21 protein-coding genes are annotated in these 20780 nt (G+C 52.1%); 16 read left to right on the top strand and 5 right to left on the bottom strand.

The annotated features are described in order from the left end of the window. Window positions 1–185: 185 nt before the first annotated feature. From BSZ32_RS08095 to BSZ32_RS08070, 5 genes are all read left to right on the top strand, one after another. The gene (locus tag BSZ32_RS08095; protein WP_105042976.1) at window positions 186–1784 is read left to right on the top strand and encodes an aconitase X; all 1599 of its coding nucleotides are present in this window, start codon (window positions 186–188) and stop codon (window positions 1782–1784) included. Between the two features lie 55 nt (window positions 1785–1839). After that, window positions 1840–2289 carry an aconitase X swivel domain-containing protein gene (locus BSZ32_RS08090; protein ID WP_105042975.1) on the top strand — a complete coding sequence of 150 codons (450 nt, stop codon included), beginning with the start codon at window positions 1840–1842 and terminating at the stop codon, window positions 2287–2289. Window positions 2290–2464: 175 nt separating this feature from the next. Then, the gene (locus tag BSZ32_RS08080; protein ID WP_129589658.1) at window positions 2465–3766 is read left to right on the top strand and encodes a carbohydrate porin; all 1302 of its coding nucleotides are present in this window, start codon (window positions 2465–2467) and stop codon (window positions 3764–3766) included. A gap of 80 nt (window positions 3767–3846) precedes the next feature. After that, window positions 3847–4665, top strand: coding sequence for a hypothetical protein (locus BSZ32_RS08075; protein WP_105042972.1), 819 nt, complete (start codon window positions 3847–3849; stop codon window positions 4663–4665). A 112-nt stretch (window positions 4666–4777) separates the two neighbouring features. After that, the gene (locus BSZ32_RS08070) at window positions 4778–6646 is read left to right on the top strand and encodes an esterase/lipase family protein (protein ID WP_105042971.1); all 1869 of its coding nucleotides are present in this window, start codon (window positions 4778–4780) and stop codon (window positions 6644–6646) included. A 181-nt stretch (window positions 6647–6827) separates the two neighbouring features. Here the strand turns inward: BSZ32_RS08070 and BSZ32_RS08065 are convergent, their stop codons facing one another. After that, the gene (locus tag BSZ32_RS08065) at window positions 6828–7868 is read right to left on the bottom strand and encodes a hypothetical protein (protein ID WP_105042970.1); all 1041 of its coding nucleotides are present in this window, start codon (window positions 7866–7868) and stop codon (window positions 6828–6830) included. 289 nt (window positions 7869–8157) lie between these two features. Between BSZ32_RS08065 and BSZ32_RS08060 the strand changes: the two genes are divergently transcribed. From BSZ32_RS08060 to BSZ32_RS08050, 3 genes are all read left to right on the top strand, one after another. Continuing rightward, the gene (locus tag BSZ32_RS08060) at window positions 8158–9060 is read left to right on the top strand and encodes a BamA/TamA family outer membrane protein (protein WP_105042969.1); all 903 of its coding nucleotides are present in this window, start codon (window positions 8158–8160) and stop codon (window positions 9058–9060) included. A 9-nt stretch (window positions 9061–9069) separates the two neighbouring features. After that, a complete protein-coding gene (locus tag BSZ32_RS08055) occupies window positions 9070–9321 on the top strand; it encodes a hypothetical protein (RefSeq protein WP_105042968.1) in 252 nt (83 codons plus the stop codon). A 109-nt stretch (window positions 9322–9430) separates the two neighbouring features. Then, window positions 9431–9703: a hypothetical protein gene (locus BSZ32_RS08050; protein ID WP_105042967.1), complete on the top strand. Its 273-nt coding sequence runs from the start codon at window positions 9431–9433 to the stop codon at window positions 9701–9703. Window positions 9704–9887: 184 nt separating this feature from the next. Here BSZ32_RS08050 and BSZ32_RS08045 read toward each other — a convergent pair whose 3' ends face one another. Continuing rightward, window positions 9888–10538 carry an SDR family NAD(P)-dependent oxidoreductase gene (locus BSZ32_RS08045; protein WP_105042966.1) on the bottom strand — a complete coding sequence of 217 codons (651 nt, stop codon included), beginning with the start codon at window positions 10536–10538 and terminating at the stop codon, window positions 9888–9890. A 151-nt stretch (window positions 10539–10689) separates the two neighbouring features. On the opposite strand from BSZ32_RS08045, the gene pxpB reads away from it, so the two are divergent. The 3 genes from pxpB to BSZ32_RS08030 all read left to right on the top strand — a co-directional run bounded on the left by pxpB (window position 10690) and on the right by BSZ32_RS08030 (window position 12979). Then, on the top strand, window positions 10690–11316 hold the full coding sequence (gene pxpB, locus BSZ32_RS08040; protein ID WP_105042965.1) for a 5-oxoprolinase subunit PxpB: 627 nt from the start codon (window positions 10690–10692) through the stop codon (window positions 11314–11316). Beyond that, the gene (locus BSZ32_RS08035; protein ID WP_105042964.1) at window positions 11313–12173 is read left to right on the top strand and encodes a 5-oxoprolinase subunit C family protein; all 861 of its coding nucleotides are present in this window, start codon (window positions 11313–11315) and stop codon (window positions 12171–12173) included. The genes pxpB and BSZ32_RS08035 overlap by 4 nt, the downstream gene beginning before the upstream one ends. Window positions 12174–12244: 71 nt before the next feature. Further along, window positions 12245–12979: a LamB/YcsF family protein gene (locus BSZ32_RS08030; protein ID WP_105042963.1), complete on the top strand. Its 735-nt coding sequence runs from the start codon at window positions 12245–12247 to the stop codon at window positions 12977–12979. Window positions 12980–13274: 295 nt separating this feature from the next. Here the strand turns inward: BSZ32_RS08030 and BSZ32_RS08020 are convergent, their stop codons facing one another. After that, window positions 13275–14111: a CvfB family protein gene (locus BSZ32_RS08020; protein ID WP_105042961.1), complete on the bottom strand. Its 837-nt coding sequence runs from the start codon at window positions 14109–14111 to the stop codon at window positions 13275–13277. A 70-nt stretch (window positions 14112–14181) separates the two neighbouring features. Continuing rightward, window positions 14182–15078, bottom strand: coding sequence for a serine/threonine protein kinase (locus tag BSZ32_RS08015; RefSeq protein ID WP_105042960.1), 897 nt, complete (start codon window positions 15076–15078; stop codon window positions 14182–14184). Window positions 15079–15269: 191 nt separating this feature from the next. On the opposite strand from BSZ32_RS08015, the gene accB reads away from it, so the two are divergent. Together accB and accC are read left to right on the top strand one after the other, a co-directional pair. Further along, window positions 15270–15740 (top strand): acetyl-CoA carboxylase biotin carboxyl carrier protein, encoded by a 471-nt coding sequence (gene accB / locus BSZ32_RS08010; protein WP_105042959.1) that lies wholly within the window; start codon window positions 15270–15272, stop codon window positions 15738–15740. 58 nt (window positions 15741–15798) lie between these two features. Further along, window positions 15799–17163 carry an acetyl-CoA carboxylase biotin carboxylase subunit gene (gene accC / locus BSZ32_RS08005; RefSeq protein ID WP_105042958.1) on the top strand — a complete coding sequence of 455 codons (1365 nt, stop codon included), beginning with the start codon at window positions 15799–15801 and terminating at the stop codon, window positions 17161–17163. A gap of 365 nt (window positions 17164–17528) precedes the next feature. Here accC and tadA read toward each other — a convergent pair whose 3' ends face one another. Further along, entirely contained in the window at window positions 17529–18068 is a 540-nt protein-coding gene (gene tadA, locus BSZ32_RS08000) for a tRNA adenosine(34) deaminase TadA (RefSeq protein ID WP_105042957.1), read from the bottom strand. A 73-nt stretch (window positions 18069–18141) separates the two neighbouring features. Between tadA and rpe the strand changes: the two genes are divergently transcribed. The 3 genes from rpe (at window position 18142) to lpdA (ending at window position 20583) form a co-directional block, all read left to right on the top strand. Continuing rightward, on the top strand, window positions 18142–18810 hold the full coding sequence (gene rpe, locus BSZ32_RS07995) for a ribulose-phosphate 3-epimerase (protein WP_165788728.1): 669 nt from the start codon (window positions 18142–18144) through the stop codon (window positions 18808–18810). Window positions 18811–18817: 7 nt separating this feature from the next. Further along, entirely contained in the window at window positions 18818–19066 is a 249-nt protein-coding gene (locus tag BSZ32_RS07990) for a hypothetical protein (protein WP_105042955.1), read from the top strand. A 137-nt stretch (window positions 19067–19203) separates the two neighbouring features. After that, on the top strand, window positions 19204–20583 hold the full coding sequence (lpdA, locus tag BSZ32_RS07985; RefSeq protein ID WP_105042954.1) for a dihydrolipoyl dehydrogenase: 1380 nt from the start codon (window positions 19204–19206) through the stop codon (window positions 20581–20583). Window positions 20584–20780 lie beyond the last annotated feature (197 nt).

The following is a 20780-nucleotide window of genomic DNA, read 5'->3' as shown; positions in this document are numbered from 1 at the left end:
AGTGTTGACTTTAAATATTCTAGCAATCTATTGTGCTAATCATAAATTGCTTTTTTAATTTTCGAGGAAAGAAAACTCATATTTTTTACTTAGAAAAATGTCTAACTCCTCCTCTATCAACTCTCCCCTATCAACAAAACGGAAGGTGGGGTGAGCTCTATGGTAATCCAAATAAACTAAAAAATATGACCCCTAAAGAAGAAATGAAATCAAAGATGGGCCGGCGCTCTTTCGCCAAGACCCTTTCGCTGTCAGTACTAACACCCGGCGCGCTAGCCGGAGTCACAGCTTCGCAAGTCCAGGCTAAAGCAGCGGCGGTCCCGGCCGCAAAGGCTGCCGCGGCAGGAACCGGCAAGGTTCCCGCCTTCGCTGGAAGCCTACTCGACTCCGACATGCAGGGTCTCGGACCCGACGGCAAGCCAACAGGCCAGAAAGCCACCTTCACCGGTGCGTCCAAGGCCAATGCCACGGCTGAAGAGGCCGCCAAGCACAAAATGAAACTAACCAAGGATGAGCAGGCGATCTTGGGCGGCTCGAAGGGCCCGGAGATGGCCAAGCTCATGAAGATCCAGGTGGTCTTCGGCAACACATTCGGTGCCGAGAAGCTCGTCGACCTCGGCGGTGCACCCCACAGCAACCTCTACCCCGGCGCCCCCTACCTCAGCTCGATGATCAAGATGCTCGATGAATGCGCCACGGCCGGACTCAAATCCTATGCCCCCTATACGGTGAACCCGCGCCCCTACGATTGCTTCAACGTCCAGAACAACGAGAAGGAAATGCAGATCGTTTACGAGGGCTATCCGCTGCAGAAGGAACTCGACTGGGTTCATGCCCGCCTCGGCGCACCGGATCTCAACAAACGCTCGTGTGCCTGCTATGTGAAAGAAGTGGGCAACGCACCCAAGCCCGGAACCATGGTGGCCTGGGCGGAGTCTTCCGCGGTGAACTATGGCAACTCTGTACTCGGTATCCGGACCAACAGGAACGGCGCCGGCATTGACCTGATCAGCGCCATTACGGCCAAGGCTCCTTACTTCGGTCTCATGACCGACGAGGGTCGCCAGGCGAAATGGCTGGTGGAAGTCAAGACCTCTAAGGCTCCGGATTGGGGGGTGCTCGGCACCGCCATCGGACGCAAAGTAGTAGAAGATGTTCCCCTCGTCGCCGGCATCGATAAGTACTTTGAAGGCAGCGAAGTCACCGAGGACAACATGCACCTGCTGAAAGCCATGGGCAGTGCCACTGCAGCTTCTGGCGCGGTGGGCCTCTACCATGTCGAGAACTTGACCCCGGACGCCAAGGAGAAGGGCCGCAAGCTGCTAGAAGAGGGCTACCAGACCTACGTCTATGACGACGCCGAGGAGCAGAAAACAATCAAGACCTTTGACAACTTGTGGCCGAGGAAAGACGGAGATCCCACCGCCGCCTTCATCGGATGCCCGCACAACACTCTCTACGAAATGAAAAAGTGGGGGAAACTGGTCACAGAGGGGCTCGAAAAGGATGGCAAGGAAAAGACCGCGATTCCTGTCTACATGTTCTGCGCCAACGTCGTGAAGCTCCAACTTATCGCAGACGACGGCGAACTCGCCGGCAAGATGCTAAAAGCGGGCATGATTGCTACCCCGATGTGCGGCGTCACTTGGGCTGGCACCAAGGGTTTCTCGGACCGTGTCCAGGGCATCACCAACTCCGCCAAGACGCGGAACTACTCGTCGATCCGCTACTTCCCGGATCAGACCCTGGTCGACATCATCGTCAGCGGCAAGGTCCCATCATAAGCACGAAAACCAAAATTGAGAAAAATTCGAACAAAACATTCAACTAGATAAAACTATGGCTAAAAAAATATTTAAAGGACGTCCCGTTCTTTCCGGAAAACTCGAGGGCAAGGCACTGGTCTCGAAGATGCCCTTCAACCTCACAGGGTCTTACTTCGAAAACATGTTCGCAGGGAATACCGAGTCTGCGCCCTGCACAGACGCCAACAACCCGGACCTGTTCAAAAAGGACATGAAGGATGCGATTCTGTGCACCTCACAGTGCGTCGGTTCCACCATGGGCGCGGGAGCACTCATGGGTGTGAGCGAAATGGGTGTGGGCCTCAAGGCCTTCCTCTTCTCCTCGCACATCGACAGCATCGCGGCCGGCGGACTGATAATCGATGACGTCTGGTACGATCGTCGCGTCATCACCATCGATCTGCTCGGCGACGAGTTCCTTGAGGCAGTGAAGACCGGTGACCCTATATCTATCGCTGAAGACGGCACCGTCACGGTCGGCTAAACAACCAACCTCGCGCTCGGCGGTTTCCTTGATGCCACCGAGCGTTCACATTTCGAACTCACACCAAAAATCGAGATCACTGGTGATCACCAGTGGTGAAACTTTCGTGTTTCTCCCCCCCTTTTGAAGGTGATTCTCACTTACTAACACACTTACCTCGTTTAACTGAAACATCATGAAATCTTTAATTGTCACCATCGCGTCTATTAGTCTGTTGGGTAGTTTCACCATGCTGAACGCGGATGAGGAAAAAGGGGCGGGATCTGGCTCTCCGTTTAGTAGCGCTCCTGAGGATCCGTCGAACCTCTTGCTGGAAGTTGATCAGAGAAGAGCCCAACGGGAATCCCTGCTGCCGGTTTCTCCTCTGAAGCCGCTTCACGACGCCTCGGGTGAGATGAAGGATTCCATTTACGAAGCATCCGGGATCAAGCTGGGATTGACGATCAACCATCTCTTCCAAGGTTTGTCAGAAGCCAAACCGGGTATGAACACTTGGGGAACGACGACGGATGCAGATCTAGTGGCGTCTTGGGAACTGATCAACCGGGGTAAACCAAGCGCTGGAAAATTGTTCGCACACCTCGAGGGACGGTGGGATTATGGGACCACGGGACCACAGGATCTCGGCTTCGTGAATCTGGGAAGCCAGATTGGCACCGGCAATGCCTTCTCGAAGTATCAACCAACCGTTCTGATTCGAAACCTTTACTGGGAGCAGGGCAGTCAGGAAGCGGGCTGGGCTTTCCGAGCCGGCAAGATCACCACGGATGCCATCCTAGGCACCTCCAAACACATCACCCCAGTCACTACGTTTCTTCCGAATGCCGGTACCGGTTTCTTCGTGGACGCATTCCCGGACTCGGGCCTAGGAGCGGTCGGAGCGTGGCACCCCAGCGACAGCTTCAAGGTCATAGGACTGGTTGCGGATGCGAATGGTAATCGCTATGACTGGGGAGACATTGGAGCTGGCGACTTCTACACCGCTCTCGAAGTTGCTGCCAAAATCGTGCCGGGAACTGGAAGAGCGGACTATTCGAAGCTCACAATCTGGCACACCGACGGCACCGAGGACGGAGCTCCAATTAATGCCAATACCGGTAAAGACGGCTGGGGCTACTCGCTCAAGTACGAGCAAGAATTGTCAAAAGATGGCAGACTCATCGGGATTACCCGCTGGGGGCAGAGCTTTAATGAAGCAGCCCTCTACAAGTATCAGGCGGGGGCGAATGTGCTCCTCTACGAACCGCTCGGTTCGAAGGCGGGGATGAAAAATGACCTCCTCGGTCTCGGGCTCAACTGGGTGGAGCCGACCGCCGCAGGATCACGCGACGAATACAACGCTGAGATCTTTTACCGCTTCCCATTGTTCCCCGGGGTTGACACGACATTGAGTTACCAATCAGTGATTAATCCCGCTTTAAATCCCAGCACCGATCACGCCTCAGTATTCAGCCTCCGGTTCAGGACGGTGTTTTAGCCGATCACACAAATTTGCCATAAAATAGTTTGAACAGACAACCAAAAACCAGACAAACCAGACAAACCAGACTAAATCACATGAATCAATCGACCTTTATCCCAATTATTACTGGACTCGCCCTCATCGCTGTGGCACCGGTTCAAGCCCAAGACTCGGGAGCACCATCGGATGAGGAGCTCGCAAAAAAGCTCGCCAACCCGATCTCGTCCATGATTAGTGTGCCGTTTGACTTCGGCTTCAACACTGGCCTTGGTCCCGATGACGGCGACAATATAACTCTCGCTATACAACCGGTAATCCCCTTCTCACTTAGCGACGATTTCTCCCTCGTTGTCAGGACAATCGTTCCCGTCGTCTGGCAGAACGATGTCGCTGGTCCTTCGGGAAGTCAGTTCGGATTGAGTGACACACTGCAGAGTTTCTTCCTTGTACCAGAGTCAGATGAAACAGCGCTGGGGACACTTACCTATGGTGTTGGCCCCGCGGTCCTCTGGCCAACAAGCACGGATAGCCTTCTCGGGGCGGGCACCTTGGGTGCGGGCCTAACAGCTGTAGCCCTCATCCAAAAAGGCGGATGGACTTATGGCGCGCTAACCAATCACATCACGGGGATTCATGATACCCGCAGTAGCGCGGGCGACCTCGACAGCACGTTTCTGCAGCCGTTCCTTGTCTATACAACAGCAAATGCATGGAGTTATGTGCTACAATCGGAGACGAGCTACGACTGGGATTCAAATGAATGGTCCGTTCCGATCAATGTGTTCGTAAACAAGCTGACGACGTTTGGCGGCCAGAAAATACAGCTCCAAGCAGGCATACGCTACTGGTCGGAAAGCCCGGAGAACGGCCCTGAAGATTTCGGCACTAGCTTCAAAATCACGTTTCTCTTTTAGCGATGGAAAAGAAGAATGAATCGCTCCGGCTTTGCTCTTTGCGGGTCTGTGCAACTGAGGGCAGCGAAGCCGCCATGATTCAGGCAAAGAACACGCGGCATGAAATCACTCTATGAGACTCAACATAAAACGTTTTAAATGGTTAGGCACTAGTAGCGGGGCCATTGCAGCGGTATTACTTTTCTCAGCGTGCGCTACGAAGCCTGGGATCGAGGTGCTGAGCAAGCCGGTGACTCGATCCGCTGGGGCGGACCTGGTGATTGATGGGAAGACGTATTCGCCAGTCACCCGCGCTGTTCTAAAACAGGAAGGATTATACCAGCTAGCACGTAAAGATCCAGCCGGGACGGTTCAGAATCTGGCACAACGGCTCAAAGCGGATGATCGGCCAGAATTTCGGCTCGCCGCAGCCGAAGTGTCGATCCATCAGGCTTTTCGGAACTATCGTGCGAAGACCGGTGGTGTGTTTGGATATCTTCTAACGGCCATTGAGCTGAGCGAAAAAGGACTACCGTTGGAGAACTCCACCGTGCATGCGAATCTGGTTGAGATCTACAACGAAGCCAATGCAGAACTGGCATGGTTGCTTCACCAGCATGTTGCCGGGAATCAGAAAATCAAAGCCCGAGGGCCACTGGGAGATTATGTGCTTGCTTGGGCAAAGGGCCAGCGCGACGGCAATCAACCGGGATTCTATGACACCTTGACTCCAGCGAGCCGGATCAAAGTGAAGGGCTTTGAGCGTGTCAATGTGAGACCCGGAGTCGGTGGCAGCTTGGTGGGTTACCGCGGCCCAACGCCCGAGCGCCGCGCCAAGGATCCCTTCATGCCGCCCCACTCTGGATATGCGCTTGCTCTTACGGCCGTGGTGGAGTGGGGAAAGGAAAGGGCTGCGAAAGTAGTGCTTCACGATCTGGTGGAAGACGAATCAGTCACGGTTGGAGGGAAGAGTTATATCCTTGCCGGCGACTTCACCGCGGCTTTGGCCACTGCGACAAATGTCGCCCCCCCTGCCTCCGCCGGATGGGTCGGAATGATGAAGCCTACGAAAAATACAAGCTTTGATGGGCTCTACACACTCGAACCGTATCGAGATGATCGGATTCCGTTGATCCTTGTGCACGGTTTGTTGTCGAGTCCGATGACCTGGCGAGAGGTCATTAATCAGGTATATGCGGATCCTGTGATTCGAAAAAACTATCAGCCTCTGGTGTTTTTCTATCCGACCGGATTTCCGATCTCAGTGAATGCCGCGAAATTGAGGGATGAATTGAAGGCGTTTCAGAAACGTTATGACCCTCAACGGAGTAACCCGAAGATGCGTGACATGGTGATGGTCGGACACAGCATGGGTTGCAATTTAACCAACTTCCAGATTCACGACGGAGGGGATGAGTTTTGGGCCAAGTTTTTCAGCGAGTCGATCACTGAACTGGATGTCACCGCCGATGAACGGGAACGATTGCGCCGCAGCGCCTATTTCAAAGCGAATCCGGACATCTCACGGGTGGTTTTCATTTGTGGCCCGCACCGGGGCAGTCCCGTATCAAATACGTGGTTGGGCCGATTCGGGGCCAATCTGATCCGGCTGCCACTTCATACCGTCAACGAATTAAGTGGGAGTATGCTTTCGTCGACCACAGCATTGGGCCAGTCGGTGTTTGATGAGCCCAGCTCCAGCATCAACAACTTGAAAGAGAACTCGCCGATTCTGCTGGCTCTACTGGAACAGCCCATGCCATACAAACCGAAAATGCACTCGATCATCGGTGACCGGGGCAAAGGGAGCGGCAAGGGAAGTTCCGACGGAGTGGTGCCATACTGGAGCTCTCATTTGGATGGTGTCCACTCGGAGTATTTCATTCCAGCATCCCATACGAGCGCGACCAATGACCCTAGCAATGTGGAGCATATCCGCGCCGTACTCTATGAACATGTTGGAGAAAGGGTGCCCGCGAGCTGCCGGAAGATCCGCCCTTGATGGATATGCCTGCCAGGGGGAGTTTTATCCGTATTGAATTTGGCTCATCCTTAACAGAAACCTTAACAGAAACCTCACTAGGAAGGTCTTGTTGGAAATCTTGGGTAAAGATGAGACACTGCCGCTATGGACGCTACTGTAAAAAGGCTAAGTGGCAGTGTGTGTTTCATTCTATTTGTGATTACTCGGCTGAAACTTTTACTTTACCAGCTTCGTAGTCTTCGAGCCACTTCTTGCGAGCTGCTAAATTGACCTCAAGTTTCTGAATACGACGGCGCTCGTCGACGATCTCAGAATACTTTTGCTTGATCAGACGGATATCAGACTGGAAGTCATCAGCCGCATCATCAAGAGCTCTCTCAATGTCGATAGCCTGGCTCTGGCTGATCGCTTTGGTGTTTGGAGTATCTACAAGAACAAAGTCAGTGAGCTGGCTCTTACGGTTTTCTAATACTTGCATGTAATGCGATTGCTCTGACTCGAGCAGCGATCGGTATTCTGCTGAAATCTCAGTACTTTTGAGCTTTTGCGTCACTCCATTGGCAAGAGACTCGTAGCGGGTGACAGACTTTTTGAGCGCAGCCTTGACCGCATCACGCTGCTTTTTGTTCATGCTCTTGTCCCTGTTATTTTGGCGATATTCATCACTGATGCGCTCGTAACTATAACCATCATTGTTTCTTCCGTAATGACGTCGACTTCCGCCGCCCGTGTACTTCTGTACGTCTTTTTCCTGCGAAAAGGATTTTGAAAGCAGTAACACCTGAGCGACACGCTTCTCAACACGATCATCAGTACGCTTCAGGTCACCTTCAACGTAGTCTTTCGGCTGTGACGGCTTATGCTTTCCTAGTTCACGAATAAGCTCAGCACGCCTTGACTGATATTTCTTAGCATTATCTACAAGGTTCTCCATAGCAGCCATCTTTATTTGACTCACACGGCGGCGGGATCCATCTGAGTCCTTCAGTGAGGCTAGCTTGTTGACGATCTTATCGACCTTAGTCTCGAGACGATCGTCGAGACGAAGCACATCTCCGCCAATTTCATCAAGTCGGTCGCGACGCTCTTGGATGTGCGCTTCGATGCTAGGGATAGAAGCCTTACGCTCCTCTAAAGTCATGGGAGCTTTCGCTGGCTCTTTGTTAGGAGTCGCATCTTGAGCGAACAAAGCTCCCATCGAGAGAGTTAGTGAGGTGATTGTGATCGAGAGTGTTTTCATCTAATAAACATTGAACACACTTATTAGATGAGATCAAACATAAACCTAGCAGAGTCTCTTAGCAGCTAGGTTGAACCGTATAGCAGGGAAGCTCGCCGAACAATTTTCGGCAATCTGTAGCAAACTGTCCCATAGCATATGCCAATAGCCAGCCACTGTAGCTATCTCAGCTACAGCACTTCGAATTTGCTTCAAGAAGCAACGCCCTCGTGCGTTGCTTCTTTTATTTCTACTTGATTTGTTTATTGTTCAGTAAGCCAACGCTTTCCCATTCTAACCAGCGCTTCACATGAACCTCGTTTTCTCCATCAGCCTACTTAGCACGAGCCTTCTCGTTGCCCAAGATTTCACCAAGGACATCGCGCTAGAAAAAGAGGAGACGTCTGGAAGCCGTTTTTTTGATGACAAGGACGGCTACTTTGATATCGGTTCGTTTCTCGACAAACCTTACGGGTTTTACCCGATGGTCATGCCTATCACCGAGCCAGCAGTTGGCTATGGAGCGGCAATCGTACCAGTGTTCATCAAGCGTCCCGAAGGTCAGAAACGTCCTAACTTCTATGCTGCTGGGGCTATGAAAACGGAGAACGGCACCGAGGGCATCTTTGGTGGCTACGCTGGCTACCATTTCGATGAAAAACTCCACATTCAGTCCTTTATCACAACAACCTCAGTCAATCTAGACTTCCACGGCTTAGGTTCCTCTTTGATTCCTGGAGGTCGGTCTCTGCAGTACAACCTCGACCTCACGGGCGCGCAACTCGGTGGAAATTGGCAGATCGCTGACTCGCCTTGGAAAGTAGGCATGCATTATTTCTATGGCACTGTAGATACCTCTTTAAATCGCTCCTCTGACGCCACGCTGCTCCCTCCACAACTCGATCTCCCGACTCTCGGCATAGAAACCACCTTTAGCTCGATCAAGACCAACGTTCTGTATGACACACGGGACAATATATTCACCCCCACAAAAGGGCAATTCAGTGAGCTTTCAATCACGTGGAACGACGCCTTGTTAGGTGCTAGCGATAACTTCCAGATCCTTAATCTCCAGACCCTACAGTACAAACCTCTGATCAAAGACACGCTCTACCTTGGCCTACAGGCTAAAGCCTCTCATAGTTTTGGCGACACCCCCTTCTACCGCCAGCCCTTCATCGGTTTACGTGGAGCTCCAGCCATGCGTTATTAAGGCGAAGCTGTGATCGAAGCCGAGACCGAACTTCGTTGGCAAGTCCACCCACGCTGGGGCATCCTAGGATTCGCTGGCATCGGCGCAGTTTCGAACGATTTTGGCAAGTGGAGCAGCTCTGAAACCATCGCCACCGGTGGTGTTGGGCTACGCTACCTAATCTCACGCCGTCACGGCATGCACGCTGGAATCGACCTAGCCTTCTCGGAAGAAAGTGAAGCGATTTACATCCAGTTCGGCAGCGCCTGGATGCGCCCTTAACCAACCGCTTTGAAGATGCTCTAAGTCCACCCAAAACGAGCATGCTAAAAAAGATTGAATAGATCTGGAGATGAGTGCGTCCAATCGGCTGAAATCAATAACTATCAGCATGAACAAACTCCAAATATTCAGTCTCGTCGCCGCCACCAGCCTTGTACTTCCTAGCTGCATGACCACCTATGATCGTAATGGTCAACCAGTCCAGTCTGTCGATCCAGGGCTCGCAGCCGTTGGCATTGTCGGCGCAGGCCTTTTAGGTGCAGCCATAGCTAGCAACAATACCAACGACAGAGGCTACCACGGCTCACGCCACGACTACTACCAACCTGCACCATGCCACTCTGGCCGTGGCCATGGCCATGGGGGACATAGACGCCACTAGTCGCTGCGCTCCAATGATGAATTAGCAATGAAGAATTAATAATTCCAGTGCTTTGGTACGGTCAGGACATAGGTGATACTTCACCGTGCTGGCTGACTTCCAATTTCTAGAAAATTCTGTTCATTCTGTGAATTCTGTCAAAAAAAGGTGCTCGCCTCGAATTCGGAGATCCGTTGCGTTGCTCCTAGATTGCTCGGCTATCTAGGTGGAATACTTGGCCAGAGGTCTGGTGCATTGTTTCATCCAGAAAGCGGATAAATTTTGCGACATTTTCAGCGGTGTTGAATGTGCCTAGGGTGTGCTTATCTAACGCGCTCTGGCGGGCCTCAGCGGACACTCCCTCGGTCATTTTAGTTTCTAAAAACCCAGGGGTGATGGCATTGACGCGCACCGAGCGGCTGCCCCATTCTTTTGCCAAGGACTTTCCCATCGCCACCAAACCGGCTTTTGCCGCGGCGTAGTTCGCCTGTCCCACTGGTGGATTGAACGCTGAGTGGCTAGAGAAGAAAATGACATGACCAGCCCGGCGACGCAGCATCTGCCGACTCACTGCCCGCGCGCAGCGGAAGGCTCCTGTGAGGTTCACATCGAGCACTTTATCCCAGCTCGTTTCGCTCATCCGACCTAACAGGCAATCCTCTGTCACTCCAGCGGCGCAGAGCAATAAATCAATCGGCCCGCAGTTGCTGATGAAAGTCTCGACGGACTCTGGATCACTCACGTCTAACTCCTGCCTAGACGGCGCAAGAACCTCCCAGCCATGCGACTGAAATTCCTCACGGCATGCCATAGCTAAGCCGCCTTCTCCACCAGTGATAAGCAATCGTTTCTGCATTCTTCACCGAATCTCTATCAGAGATCTCGGAATCATGCAAATTGGATGACTCGCCATCGCTGGCTTGGATGGTATTTTAGAAGCGCCAATCTAGCGGAATGAGAGATATCTAGCTTTGCACAATGGATGACTGCGGCTAATATCCGCCAACATGGCTCACCCATTTTCCATTCTACCCTATGGTCCAGACCACTGGCTTCTCCAGTTAGAGTCGAGCGATGACTATGCTGTGCTACTCACAATCCACCACCAGCACTCTGAGGTCATTTTGGAATCGATCATGGGCTACGATAGCCTACTGCTGCGCACCCGCCCAAACACCTCCGCTGAAGAGGTCCTCGCTGAGATTCAAAGCGCCAAGTCGTCTTCTGAGAGTTCGAAGCCCGAGCCGACTCTCCACAGCATTCCAGTGCACTACGATGGCCCTGATCTAGCGGAAGTCGCAGCACTGATAGGTCTGAGCGAAGAGCAAGTCATCCAACTGCACAGCGATGCGCTCTACACTGTTCGTTTCCTAGGATTCAGCCCAGGCTTCGCCTACCTTGATGGGCTAGCTCCCCAGCTTCATCTGCCACGGAGGAAAGTTCCTCGCACTAAGATGGCGACGGGAGCTGTGGCCATCGGCGGCTCTCACGCGGGCATTTACACCATCCCTAGCCCAGGCGGTTGGAATTGGTTAGGCCACACAGACCATCCACTTTTTGACCCCTCATGTAACGGAACAACCGCCTTCGCCCTCCAGCCAGGGGATCATCTAAAATTTATCCCAACAGCATGACAGCAAGTAGCGCAAAAGTGACGCAGTTGGGCGCGGGGATCAGCTACCAAGACCTAGGACGAACCGGCTGGCTCAACTACGGCGTTGCCCCCGCTGGAGTAATCGATCCCTTTGCCGCCTCTGCCGCAAACGCACTGGTCCACAACCTCGCCAGCGACACGGTTCTAGAACTGATGTTAGGTGGTGCTGAAATAGAAATCCTCCGTGGTTGCTGGCTCGCCCATGTGGGTGGACATCAATGCAAACAACTGCCTAGTTGGTCCGGCCGCTATGTGTATGCAGGCGAGACTCTACGCTTCACTCCCAGCGCCAAGGGCGTCTGGAGCTACCTCGCCATTGCTGGCGGCTGGGATGCTGGCAAAGTTTTTGGCTCCACCTCGCGCCATGATAGATCCGATCTAGGCGATCTTATCCAACAAGACAGCCCGCTCCACGCGCATTTGGCGCAGCCATCACCCCAGCACTTGATTGTTCGCCGCACACCTGCAGCAGCTCAACGCGACTACACCCAGCCACCCAATCTTCGTCTCTACCCTGGCCCTCACACCCAGTTGTTCACTGACGCGCAAATGCAGCGTATCACTCAGCAGACTTGGACGGTCTCCTCACGCTCGGATCGCACCGGGTACCGATTGCTCAGCGATGTTTCGTCACAGCTAGCGCACCAACACAGCATCCACAGCACTCCCACTCTCGTTGGCAGCCTCCAGCTTCCACCCTCTGGCGAACCAATCATCACACTCAACGACGGCCCAACCGTTGGCGGCTACCCGATCATTGGTCGAGTCGCAGCAGAAGGTTTGAGCTGGCTAGTCCAACAACACGCCCAGCGTCCCCTCTCATTTATTTGGGTATAAAGGTCGATGCTAGGAAAAGAAATCCGCATCGATTAGACTCGCCTGGGCAGTGGCTTGCACATAATCCCGCTATGCCAGAAATTTTTCTCAACTGCGACCTCGGTGAGTGGGAGTCTCCCGCTCAGACCGCCGCGCTTATGACCCACCTTCACATGGCAAACATCGCCTGCGGTGGCCACGCCGGCGACCGCCAGTCTATCCTAGACTGCGCCACTCTCGCAGAAAATCGAAAACCTATCGCAGTGAGCACTGGCGCCCACCCAGGTGTCCCATCAGCCGACCGTGGACGCAGCCTGCCCTATGACTTTTCTCCAGAGGATTTTAGAGCGCTGCTAGAGATTCAAATCCAGCGCTTCATCGGCGCTGCTGACCTCAACCACATCAAGCTCCACGGAGCTCTCTACCACCTAGTAGAAACCGACGAAATATACCGTAAGACCTACTTAGATTTCGTCCGTAGCCGATGCCTCATTTCCATCGTCTGTCTTGCCGGTGGAAAAATAGCTGAGGAGGCTGATGACCGCGGCATGCCAATTATCCCAGAAGTCTTTCTCGACCGCCACTACGCAGCCGACGGCAACCTACTCCCGCGCACTCACCCACACGCGACGATTAGCTCGGTCAGCGAGGTTCTTGAACGCTTAGAACTACTCACCGATAAGCATTCTCTCATCGCATTCGACGGCACAACGATAGAGCTACCTGCGCACTACGAATACATCACCGCGTGCGTGCACTCGGATTCACCTAACAGCCTAGAAATACTAAAGGCTGCAAAGGCTTATCTTGATAAGTTAAGTAACTAACAGGCAGACCGCCTGTTGGAATGACTACCCTCAGCAAGGAGGCTTGCTCACCGGCACTTTATAAAAGGCCAAGTAGAACAACCAACCCAGCACTGGAATAAAAAGAGTCAGCGACCAAAAGGCCTTTTTGCCAGTAGTCCCCTCGCGTTTCCATAGCCTAGTCATCAAAGCGAAACTCACACAAAGGTAGATCCCACTGAAACAGACCAGCGCAAGGATCGAGGCGATATCACCAGCGGCCGCCTCGCTTATCAGTTTTTGAATTTCCTGAGCGATCATAGATTCCCCTCGAAGTTTACTTCACGACCAAACGGATACCTTCGCCTTCAAAGACGATTTTCTTCTCTTTGTAGAGCTGGCTCAACGCGCGTTTGTAAGTTTTCTTACTCACGTTGAACATCGCTAGAATCTGGCTAGGGTCTGACTTGTCACCCACATCGATATAGCCATCGCTTTGCTGGAGACGATCAAGAATCTGCTTACTCAGAGTCATTGCCTTTTCTGGACCTGGCTTTTCTAAAATGAGATCTAACTTCCCGTCTGTACGGGTACTGAATACATACGCTTTCAAGCCCTGCCCCACGTGGAGAGCTTGGAAAATCTGATTATGATAGAGTAGACCCCAGTCCTCTTTTTCTACCACCACCCGGTAGCCTAGATCAGTGCGGTCCACGATCATCACGTTGACTTCTTCGTTCTCTAGATACTTTCGATCAGTTTTCCCGAGGTATCGGCCAAGTCTTGCAGTGGCTGCAATCCGGCGAGTTTCTTCGTCGACATAGACTCTGACCACGACATGCATGCCCTGGCTCACCTTACGTTTTTGCTCACCAAATGGCAGCATCAAATCCTTCATCAAGCCCCAGTCAAGGAAGGCTCCGTGCGGAGTCACCTGCATCACTTCTAACACTGCATAATCTCCGACCATTGCCATAGGCGTTTTAGTCGTAGCGATCAAGCGGTCCTCTGAATCGCGATAGATGAACACCTCTAGCATGTCCCCGATACGCGTCCCCTCGGCCACTTCTCTAACCGGGACCAATATTTCGCCATCAATCCCTGCTTCAAGGTAGATGCCATGGTCCTCTTCACGCACTACCTCTAGCGTGTTCATTTTACCGAGTTCGATCATGACCGATCAGTAAACGACTTTACTCGAAAAAACGATACTTTAAAAACGCCCGCTAGCCAAGGCCTAGCGACTAGGCTTCGTAATCTGGCCTTATAGCCTGAGCATCCATTCGGATCGGCTGAGGTAAAGTAGGCTGAGTCGTTGCCGCCTCGTAGGGAGGCAAATGCTTGATAGCATCCATCATCGATTTTGGTCGTTTGGCTGGATCTGGCTGGATCAGCCAATAGATCCACTGGCGGAATGGCTCGGGGAAGTCAGCCCTATACGATTTAAGATAAGGAATCTCACCGGCTTTATGTTTCGCATGTGCTAGCTCGAGAGAATAGCCAGCTAGCGGATGCCCGCCAGCAACCATCCAATAGAGCAACTGACCTAACATATATAATGTACTACGAATGCCTTGAGGCTTTCCTTCATATATTTCAGGAGCCATCAAAGCTGGGTCGAGGGTCTTGGATAGACCAAATTCTCCCTCAGTTGACACCAAGGGGATCAACTTACTGTGCCCTAGGTCCATCATAGTATAGTGGTAGCCTCCAGACGGTTTGGGAGTTGCTATCACCGAAGAAGGACAAAGAGCGTGGTGGAAATAACCAAATTCCTCTGCAGCCTGCAGCGCGTCTAAACACTGACAAGTCAATGAATAGAGTTCTTTAATTTCCATCTGACCGGAATGCTTAATCAGCTGACTCAAACTGAGTCCTTCCACGTGAGCTGTCACCAGATAGGGGCCATCGTCATCAATGCCAGCATCCAGCACACTCAGGATATTAGAATGATTGATCCGGGAAAGGTCACTCACCACATCAAAGAACTGCTTACGCCATTCCTCGTCATGAAAATTTTCTTCCGCTGTATCGAAACGCCGAAATGCCACCTGTCGGTTGAGATCAGTGTCGAATGCAGCATACACAACTCCCGCCCTCCCTGTGCCTAGTTCTTGTTCAATACGATATCGTTCTGCCATACATTTAACAACTTAGACAGATTGCCTAAAATTAGACAAGGAATTATCTCTCTATTGTAAATAAGTTGTGAACAATACGTGTAAACTATCACTGATCCGCGCTTGACGCTCTCTCATCCGCACAGTTACCTTGTAAGCCTTCACACTGACTCGGGCGTCGGTGATTTATTTAATTTAGCTAACATACTATCGTGGACCACAACGAAATCCGTAAAATCGTAGAGCTCATGGACGAGCACGATCTTTCCTACTTCCATATTGAGAAGGAAGACTTCAATCTCAAGCTTAAGAAAGGTCTCGATACCGAATCTATTCAGGCAGCTTTTGCCTCCATGCCAGCACCTCAGTATGCAACAGCACCTGCTCCAGTAGCACAAGCGGCTCCAGTAGCCGCCAGTGCACCTGCAGAAGCCGCAGCTGCTCCAGCAGGTAAGACAATTGACTCACCAATGGTGGGAACGTTCTACTGCAAGCCGTCACCAGATTCTCCAAACTTCGTAGAAGTCGGCGACACTATCAGTGAAGGTCAGACCATCTGCATCATCGAAGCAATGAAGGTGATGAACGAAATCAAAGCCGAGACATCTGGTACAGTCACATCCATCAACGTGGACGAGGCAACACCAGTCCAGTTCGGCGACGCGCTCTTCACTCTCAGCTAATCCCGGCAGCTGCCGAACCACCTCTTTTACCTGAGCTACCTAGGTAGATTTTTGTATCATGTTCAAAAAAGTCTTAGTCGCTAACCGTGGCGAAATCGCCCTCCGAGTCATCCGAGCCTGTCGTGAAATCGGCGTCCCATCTGTCGCTGTGTATTCAGAAGCCGATGTCGACTCCATGCACGTCCAGCTCGCTGACGAAGCAGTCTGTATTGGATCCGGCCCTTCCAAAGATTCCTATCTTATGCCCGACCGCATCATCGCGGCCGCCGAGATTACCGAAGCAGATGCTATTCACCCAGGATATGGCTTCCTCTCTGAGAATGCCCGCTTCGTAGAAATCTGCGAAAGCTGCGACATCAAATTCATCGGACCTCGCGCCGACACAATTCGTCAGATGGGCGACAAGAACACCGCTCGTGCCACAGCGCTAGAGAATGGCGTTCCAGTCACACCAGGTTCTGACGGCATTCTAGAATCTGCCGAGCACGGTCTTGAACTTGCGAAGGAAATTGGTTTCCCAGTGATGATCAAAGCCACTGCTGGTGGTGGTGGTCGCGGCATGCGCCCATCCTTCAGCGAAGACGACTTCATCGACCTTTACAACCAAGCGTCGCAAGAAGCGATTGCCTGCTTTGGCAACGGCGAATGCTACCTTGAGAAGTTAGTAATCAACCCGCACCATGTGGAGTTCCAAATCTTTGGTGACACCCACGGCAATGCGATCCAGCTCGGTGAGCGCGACTGCTCCATGCAGCGCCGCAACCAGAAGATCATCGAGGAATGTCCATCGCCCCTCATCACCCCAGAACTCCGTAAGCGCATGGCTGATGCCTCCGTTTCGCTGGTAAAGAACATCGGTTACGAGAATGCTGGAACTATCGAGTACTTGGTCAATGCCGAAGCCACTGATTTCTACTTCATGGAGATGAACACACGTATCCAGGTAGAGCACCCGGTTACCGAAGAGGTCATGGGCTGCGAGCTCATTAAGGAACAAATTCGTGTTGCTGCTGGCGAAGCACTTTCCCATCACGTGCTCGAAGCCACACCTCGCGGCTGGGCCATCGAGTGCCGCATCAATGCGGAAGACCCGTACAACAACTTCGCTCCTAGCCCAGGCAAGATCGATCTCTGGTATGCACCAGGCGGCAAAGGCGTCCGTGTAGACACCCACGTCTACTCAGGCTACTCGGTCCCACCGTACTACGACTCAATGATTGCTAAGCTCATTTGTACTGGAGCCACCCGTGAAATCACTATTGCCCGCATGAATCGCGCACTGCGTGAGTTCATGGTCACCGGCATCAAGACAACGATCCCATTCCAGATCGAAATCATCAACCACCCAGACTTCATTGCTGGCAAGTACGATATTGCTTGGGTTGGTAGATTCCTCGAAGAGAAAATCGCGGAAAAATCATAAGCTTTCCAAACTAGCATTTCATTTAAAAAAAGCGAGATCGTCACGGTCTCGCTTTTTTGTGCCTGTGAAGAAAGCGCCCGGCTCTCCTCTACAATCACGATCACGTGATGTATCCGGACTTGCGAGATTGAGACCTTCGGTTGCCCAATGGAAGCTTTTGACTGCAAGCAACCAGCGAGGATGTCTTGAGCCGATGTTGGTGAAATAATAAGGCGAGGAACCGAAGTCCTCGCCATATTGTGTGTGTCGTTTTGCTTTTATTACCTCAAGGTGGCGGAACCAATTTGGGTGGAATACCTTACCTTGTCTAGAGGTTTCTATGGACGTTGTGACATAATCGCAAATCAATCAGCCCTTTAAAACAGTTAGGAATCCTCTACTTCATTTGAAGAGTCTTGCTTTTTAGCGTCTTTCTCCGCTTTTTTCTTCGCTCTAGCCTCTCTAAAAAAACTTTGCAAAATAGCCAAACATTCATCCTTTAAAACCTCGGAAGTAACCTCACACTTGTGATTTAAAGGCGGATTCGAGTCTAATAAATTGATCCATCCACCAGCCGCCCCCCCTTTTGGGTCGGGAATTCCGAAGACTACTCTATCAGGTCTACAGTGCACCAAGGCACCCGCACACATCGGACATGGTTCTTTGGTCACGAAGACTGTGCAGCCCTCTAACCTCCAGTCACCTACAGAACTCATCGCTGAAGTTAGGGCCAGCATTTCAGCGTGAGCTGTAGCGTCCTTCAGAGTTTCCACCTGATTCCACGACCGAGCTATCACCCTATCGTCCTTCACGATCACCGCGCCAATAGGCACTTCTCCAGCATTGGCAGCCTTCACCGCCTCGCGCAGTGCCAGCTCCATGTAAAATTCATCACTCTTGCCTTCGATCAAGAAATTCTCGCTCATGCAGCTAGATGTAATCAGTCTATGGCTAACTGCCAACTTGAAACCTCTGAAATTTTTACTTAGCATTCATCACATGAAGAAATGGCACCACACAGATCGCATCCTCGCCCCCTCACTCCTCGCTGCAGATTGGGGCAGGGTCACTGAAGAAGTCACTAGAGCCATCAACTCGGGAGCTGACTGGCTGCACCTCGATGTGATGGACGGCCACTTTGTAGACAACATTTCATTTGGACCACAAATGATCCAGGCCATTCACGAGAGCACCGACATCTTTCTCGACGTCCACCTGATGATCTCACGCCCAGACCATTACCTGCCACGCTTCCTCGCCTGTGGGGCCAACATGATCACCGTCCATGTCGAGGCTGACCACAACGTAGCTCACACGCTTGCTGAGATCCGCAAAGCCGGTGTCCTCGCAGGCCTAGCACTCAACCCAGCGACGCCTTTTGAAGAAGTCGTCCCCCACCTTGCCCACATCGACCTCCTGCTACCGATGACCGTAATTCCAGGATTTGGTGGCCAAGCATTTATGGAAGACATGATGCGTAAAGTAGAAGCAGCAGCAGCCTACCGTGAAGCACATGGACTTGAGTTCCACATCGAAGTCGACGGCGGAGTCAACCCCACCACCGCAGCGATCGCAGCAAAAGCAGGAGCCAATGTCCTAGTCGCAGGCTCATCCGCCTTCGGAGCAACGGACATGAAGGCTGCCATCACCGCCATGCGCGAGGCGTAATAACGTCATGGAGATTTTAGGATATTTATTCCTCATGCTAGGCTTAACTTTGACCACTATTGGAGCACTATGGTTTCTCATCACTTGCTTCATGAAGAGCTTATGGTGGGTGCTCGCGTGCATATTCATTCCACTAGCCGAAATTTTATTCCTCTTCATTCACTGGAAAGAAGCCTCCAAACCGGCAGCCACAGTAGTTATTGGCGGCCTGCTCATTGGCGCAGCAATGCTCACCCTCCCGACTCCCATTTCTTGATTAGATAGTATTCTCATTTCTCTCATGAATATCACTTCTCGCTTTAGGGTTGAAATGTAGTCTTTTCACCCTACCTTGGCCGCGTTCGGGGCGTGTATTCAATGCCGCTCGGGAAATTTTCAACCTAAATAAAAATTATGTCATACGACCTCATTGTTATTGGCGGCGGCCCTGCCGGTTATGTTGGCGCTATCCGCGCAGCTCAACTCGGTAAAAAGGTAGCTTGTGTAGAAGTAGACCGCGCTGGCGGCACATGTCTCAACTGGGGTTGTATCCCAACAAAAGCACTTCTCAAGAATGCTGAACTCTACCAGACACTCACCAAGAAGGCTGGCGAGTTTGGTATTTCCTTCGACAACCTTGCGTTCGATTGGACCAAAGTAGTTGGACGATCACGTAAAGTTTCCTCACGTCTCGCTGGCGGCATCGAGTTCCTCTTCAAGAAGAACAAGGTCGACTACGTCAAAGGCTACGGCGCTGTGACTGGTGAGAACACTGTAGAAGTCACAGCAAAGGACGGCACTAAGCAAACTATCACTGGTGCTAACATCCTCATCACTACTGGTTGCAAGAGCCGCGAGCTCCCACCACTTCCATTCAACGGCACCTCCGTCATTTCTTCTAAAGAAGCAATGAACCTTGCTGAGCAACCTAAGTCCCTCGCCATCATCGGCGCTGGCGCTATCGGTGTTGAGTTTGCCTACATCTACAATGCATTTGGCACCAAGGTGACTCTCATCGAGATGCTTCCTAACATCCTTCCTGTCGAAGACGACGAGATAGGTGCTGAAATCGGCAAGTCCTTCAAGAAGCAAGGCATCAACTGCCTCACTGGCACTAAGGTGACTGGCACTAAGGACAACGGCGACTCCGTGACTCTCACAGTTGAAAATGCTAAGGGTTCACAGGAAATCACCGCTGATGTCTGCCTCGTGGCTATCGGTGTGGCTCCAGTACTTCCTGGTGGCCTCGAGCCCGAGCTCGACCGCGGCTTCATCAAAGTCGGTGATCGTTACGAGACATCAATCCCTAACGTTTACGCATGCGGTGATATCTCTGGCCCACCATGGCTCGCACACACCGCTTCATTCGAGGCTGTTCAGTGTGTTGAAGGTCTCTTCGTCGAAGGCAAGATTCCACGCAAGGTTGGCAACTTCCCAGGTTGTACTTACGCTCACCCACAGGTGGCATCAGTCGGTAAGACTGAGCGCGCACTCAAGGAAGAAGGCGTAGAATACAAAGTGGGTAAATTCCCATTCGCTGCGATCGGCAAAGCACAAGCTGCAGCTGACACTGAAGGCTTCGTTAAGCTCCTCTTCGGAAAAGAGCACGGCGAACTCCTCGGCGCTCACATCATCGGCGATAACGCCACTGAGCTTATCGCTGAAATGGGTCTCGCGCTCGAAATGGAATGTACTGCGGATGAAATCCACAGCACCATCCACGCCCACCCAACACTCGCAGAAGCAATCCACGAGGCCACTCTCGACGCAGACGGCCACGCAATCCACTTCTAAACCCTGGGAGCGCCGGGCCCCAGCTCGGCAGCAACATATTTCCCCAAAGGCGACTCGGCAACGAGTCGCCTTTTTCTTTGAGCTAGTCCTCTGGAGCTTCAAAGTCTCACGAAGTGACACCACATACTACCCCAAGCCCGAACCTAGTGAGGCCTCGGGTAATCCAGGCGCAGACGGCGGCTGCGAAAAAGCCGTCT

It is taken from the genome of Rubritalea profundi (assembly GCF_002954445.1).
Classification (GTDB): Bacteria; Verrucomicrobiota; Verrucomicrobiia; order Verrucomicrobiales; family Akkermansiaceae; genus Rubritalea; species Rubritalea profundi.
Note: the sequence above shows the minus strand (reverse complement) of the source record. Positions and strands in the feature narration are given on the sequence as shown.